Source organism: Arthrobacter sp. Y3223164 (assembly GCF_059091005.1).
In genome coordinates this window covers 1-4,209 of record NZ_JBNHGF010000250.1, presented here as the reverse complement: position 1 = coordinate 4,209, position 4,209 = coordinate 1, and the positions used below count along the sequence as shown (strand labels likewise).

The window sequence follows — 4,209 nt, the reverse complement described above, 5'->3', positions numbered from 1 at the left end:
GCATCATGACGTCGCGCGGATTGCCGTCGTGGCCTGCCGCAACTGCCCGCACCGCCGGGCCCGCCAGCAGTACGTCTCCGACGCTGTCCAGCCGCGCCACCAGTACGCGGCTCATCGCCGGCCCTCCAGCAGCAGCGACACCGCGGCGGTGAGGTCTTCGGCGACCATGGCGGCGGCCTCAACCTCTTCGCGCCGGGTCACCGGGGTCGGTACCAGGACGCCGGTGGCGCCGGCGGCGGCAGCGGCCTCGACGTCGGCCCCGATGTCCCCAACGTAGGCCACCTCCTCGGGAGCGAGCCCGAGCCGGCGGCAGGCCGCAAGGATCATGCCGGGCTGCGGTTTCCGGCAGGGGCATCCGTCGTCCGGGTTGTGCGGGCAGATTTCCCACACGTCAAACGGTCCCAGCAGCTCTTCCACCCGCCGGTTGACGGCGTCGACCTGTTCCCGGCTCAGCAGGCCCCGGCCGATGCCTGATTGATTGGTGAGCACCCCGCAGGGCAGCCCGGCGGTCCGGACCGCGTCGACGGCCGCCCGGGCGCCGGCTACCGGCCGGACCTTCGCGGGGTCCGGGTTGTAGGGCACGTCCGTGACCAGCGTGCCGTCCCGGTCGAACAGGATGGCCCGCAGCGGGTGTGCAGCAGTTGTGCTCATACCAGCACTGTTCCCAGCGCGGCTCCGACCTAAACACTTCTCCTGCTACTACTTTTGTGTCGCCCACTTCCCGCCACGGCAACCGCTGCCGCGGGAGGCGCACGCTGCGGGCATCTGGAAGGATGGGCACAGCCGGAACGAAGGATGGTTGCAGTGGCAGAAGCTGAAGGACTCGAACGGGACGGACGCCCGGAACTGCTGGTGCTCCGGGCGCTCAAACTGGGCGATCTGCTGGTCGCGGTTCCGGCGTTGCGGGCACTGCGCGCGGCCTACCCGGAACACCGGATTGTCTACGCCGCCCAGGCCTGGCTGCGACCCATCCTCGGACTAACGGGCTCGGTAGACGACCTGCTGGCCACCCACGGCCTCGATGTTCCGCTGGCGCTGGCGCCCGGCCGGGTGGACATCGCCGTGAACCTGCACGGCAACGGGCCGGAGAGCCGCGGCCGGCTGGAAGCCCTGCAGCCCGCCGGGCGCATTGGCCACCGCGCCCCCGGGTGGGACGGCCCCGAATGGCCGGAAGGTGCGCACGAACGCGAGCGCTGGACCCGGCTGCTGCAGTGGCACGGAATCGACGCGGATCCGCTCGACTACCGGCTGGACAAACCTGCCGTCCAGAGCCCCTGCCCGGGAGCGACGGTACTCCATGTCGGTGCCGCCTACGGCAGCCGGCTGTGGCCCGCCGAGCGGTTCGCCGCGGTCGCCCGGGAACTGGCAGCCCAGGGACACCGCATCGTGTTCACCGGCAGCGCGGCGGAACGGCCTCGGGCACAGGCCGTGGCCGAACTGGCCGGGCTGGGTCCTGACACCGTCGTCGCGGGGACGCTGCCACTGGCGGAGTTTGCCGCGGCGATCGCCGAGGCCGCGCTCGTCATTTCCGCCGATACCGGTGCCGCCCATCTGGCGTCGGCCTATGCCCGGCCGTCGGTGGTCATTTTCGGCCCGGCACCCGTCAGCGTATGGGGTCCGCCACCCGGACCCCATACGGTCCTGACCGACGAGAGCCTGCGCCTGGGCGACACGTTCTCCGCCGACCCCGACCCTGCCCTACTGGCCGTCGGCCCGGACGACGTCCTGGCCGCCGTCGCACAACTGCCGGTCGCTACGCCGTCCGCATCCGCTGCCGCCCGGGGGTCTGCCGTTCCCCCAGCACCCGGTGCTGGAGCTTGACCAGGATCCTGGCGAGCGCGCGGGACACCTGCATCTGGGTCATGCCGATGCGCTCCCCGATGAGGCGCTGGGATTCTTCCTGGAAGTACCGGTAGAAGAGCAACTGCCGTTCCTGCGGCTCCAGCTCGCGGATGGCGCCGCGAAGCATCAGCAGTTCCTCGGTCCGTTCGGTCCCGCCGTCGGAGGCAGCCAGCGTCTCCGCCAGGCCCTGTCCCTCGGGGGTCCCTTCCAGTGATTCCGGCCGCAGGCTGCCGTGGCAGTTGAGGGCTTCGGCGACCGTTTCCGGGTCTTCGGCGAGCGCGTCGGCCAACTCCTGCAGCCCGGGCTCGCGGCCCAGCCGCTGCGCGAGTTCGGAGGTCATTTTGATCGCCGCCGTCCGCAGGTCCTGAAGGTGGCGCGGCGGGCGGATCATCCACGAGCTGTCCCGAAGATAGCGCTTCAGTTCGCCGTGGACCGTGGGAGCCGCGTAGGCACGGAAATCGGCGCCGTGGTCGGGGTCGAAGCCGCGGACCGCCTTGAGCAGCCCCAGCCGCGCAACCTGGTTCAGGTCATCGAGCTCCCTGCCCGGGCCCGAATAGTTGCGGGCGATCCCCTCGGCAATGCCCAGGTGCCCCAGCACCAACTCCTCTTCCAAGGCGGCGCGCAGGGACCCCTTAGCGCGTCTCGCCCTGCGGAACAAGACCTGTATCTCTTTGTCATCCTTGTCGTTGTATTGCACCAGAGGCCCACTCTCTATCCGGGAAGCGCGGACCAGAAGCGCTTCTCCCCCAAGAGACCATAAGCATGCTGATTATGCAACAGGCGAACGGTGAAAAAATGCCCGAAAGTCTTTTCTTCTCCCGGGAGAAGAAGGTATAAGCAGCCGCCGCTCCGACCGCGCCCCGGGCCACCGGGGGCGGAGGAGAGCGGCAGCAGCCGAAATCATCCAGAGCGGCCGAGCCATGCGGGAACGTCCGTCCCTGACGTGCCCGCGTCGGGTATCAGCCGCTCTCGATGGCAGCGCGGGACCGGAGCGAAACGGGGACGGAAATCACGCCCAGGGCGTGTCGGGTTTCTCCTGCGGTTTGCCGTCGACCACGAGGTCCACCTTCTCGTTGTAGAAGCAGAAGAGATCGCGGATCTTGGGGTTTTCCGGGATCGGGTTCGGGTAGCTCCACACAACGTCGGGGACCAGGCTCTGGCCCACCCGGACCGACCAGTAACGGGCCTCGCCCTTATAGGGGCAGCTCGTGACGGTGCCGCTGGACTCCAGCAGGTCGGTCCGCACGTCCTCGGCCGGCAAGTAGTAGCGGGTGGGCAGGTGGGTTTCGAACAGCAGCAGCGGCCGGATGCTGTCCGCCACTTTCTCGCCGGCGAGGTAGACCTGCACCCGCCGGGAACTGCGCAGGGTATCTACCCGCTTATAGGGATCACGGGCATGGACCAGCACCCGCTCGTCTTCCTCGTACCACTCCAGCTGCCGCCAGGAGAAAGTCACGTGGCCGGCCAGGTCGCTCATCGAGCCGTGCGCTTCCGGATGCTCCCACGCCCCGGCCTCCGCGCGCTTCTTGCCGATGGCCACATCCCAGAGCTGCTGGCCCGCCGGCCCGGGGCGCGCATTGGCCAGCACCCCTGCCGCGACGTCCTCCCGCGGCAGATAGTAGGTCGGCAGACCGTCCCGGCCATACTGGACCATCAGCCTGGCCCGCGTGCTGTCGGCCACCAGGCTTCCACCCAGCCGCACCCGGATCCGCCGTGCAGTGGGTTCCGTGAAGGGTGCATCGAATTCCATGGGGCACACGCTACTCCTCCGCGGCTCCCGTCGGCAGTGCTGAGAGAATGAAGGCCGACCAGCAACACAGGAGGCATGAGTGAGTTCCGACAATCGTCCCGCCAAGTTCTACATCGACAAGCAGACGCCGGCAGCCTATCGCGCGCTCAACGGACTGGCGCTCAAGGTCGGCGAAGCGGCCGAAGCGGCAGGCCTGGACCGGAAGCTGGTGGAACTGCTGAACCTGCGCATCTCGCAGATCAACGGCTGTGCGTACTGCCTGAACATGCACACCCGGCTGGCCCTGGGCGAAGGCGAGACGGCCCAGCGGCTTTCCGTGCTTCCGTCCTGGCGGGACACCGAGGTTTTCACGGACAAGGAACGGGCCGCGCTGGCCCTGGCCGAGGCGCTGACCGAACTGCCGGACCACCACAGCCAGGAGCGCGCCTACTCCGCCGCCCGCGAGGAACTCACCGACGACGAGTTCTCCGCGGTCAGCTGGATCACCGTCGCGATGAACGCCTTCAACCGGGTCTCCATCGTCAGCAAGCACCCGGTCCGCCCGCAGTAGGCAACCGGGGCCGGGCAGGCCGCCCCCGTGCCAGGGCGGCAGGGCAGCGCACGACGGCGGTGGCTGC

The 4,209-nt window shown here is 69.2% G+C and carries 5 protein-coding genes and 1 pseudogene; 2 read left to right on the top strand and 4 right to left on the bottom strand.

Going from position 1 to position 4,209, the window contains the following annotated elements; genetic code table 11:
* Positions 1-115 (bottom strand): annotated as a pseudogene (locus AC5RUJ_RS11965) (glycosyltransferase family 9 protein); the annotation flags it as partial.
* The gene (locus tag AC5RUJ_RS11960; protein WP_494025251.1) at positions 112-651 is read right to left on the bottom strand and encodes a D-glycero-alpha-D-manno-heptose-1,7-bisphosphate 7-phosphatase; all 540 of its coding nucleotides are present in this window, start codon (positions 649-651) and stop codon (positions 112-114) included. The pseudogene AC5RUJ_RS11965 and the gene AC5RUJ_RS11960, both read right to left, overlap by 4 nt.
* Positions 652-795: 144 nt before the next feature.
* On the opposite strand from AC5RUJ_RS11960, the gene AC5RUJ_RS11955 reads away from it, so the two are divergent.
* Entirely contained in the window at positions 796-1,821 is a 1,026-nt protein-coding gene (locus tag AC5RUJ_RS11955) for a glycosyltransferase family 9 protein (protein ID WP_494128457.1), read from the top strand.
* On the opposite strand, the gene AC5RUJ_RS11950 is transcribed toward AC5RUJ_RS11955, so the two are convergent.
* The gene (locus AC5RUJ_RS11950) at positions 1,754-2,539 is read right to left on the bottom strand and encodes a sigma-70 family RNA polymerase sigma factor (protein ID WP_494000793.1); all 786 of its coding nucleotides are present in this window, start codon (positions 2,537-2,539) and stop codon (positions 1,754-1,756) included. The two genes, AC5RUJ_RS11955 and AC5RUJ_RS11950, sit on opposite strands and share 68 nt — an antisense overlap.
* 312 nt (positions 2,540-2,851) lie before the next feature.
* Entirely contained in the window at positions 2,852-3,592 is a 741-nt protein-coding gene (locus tag AC5RUJ_RS11945) for a DUF427 domain-containing protein (protein WP_494128456.1), read from the bottom strand.
* Positions 3,593-3,671: 79 nt separating this feature from the next.
* On the opposite strand from AC5RUJ_RS11945, the gene AC5RUJ_RS11940 reads away from it, so the two are divergent.
* Positions 3,672-4,142, top strand: a complete 471-nt coding sequence (locus tag AC5RUJ_RS11940; RefSeq protein ID WP_494012961.1) for a carboxymuconolactone decarboxylase family protein — start codon at positions 3,672-3,674, stop codon at positions 4,140-4,142.
* Positions 4,143-4,209 lie beyond the last annotated feature (67 nt).

Excerpts from the sequence above, each read along its gene's own strand:
- AC5RUJ_RS11945 (WP_494128456.1), bottom strand. The coding sequence starts at position 3,592 with ATGGAATTCGATGCACCCTTCACGGAACCCACTGCACGGCGGATCCGG.
- AC5RUJ_RS11955 (WP_494128457.1), top strand. The coding sequence starts at position 796 with ATGGTTGCAGTGGCAGAAGCTGAAGGACTCGAACGGGACGGACGCCCG.
- AC5RUJ_RS11960 (WP_494025251.1), bottom strand. The coding sequence starts at position 651 with ATGAGCACAACTGCTGCACACCCGCTGCGGGCCATCCTGTTCGACCGG.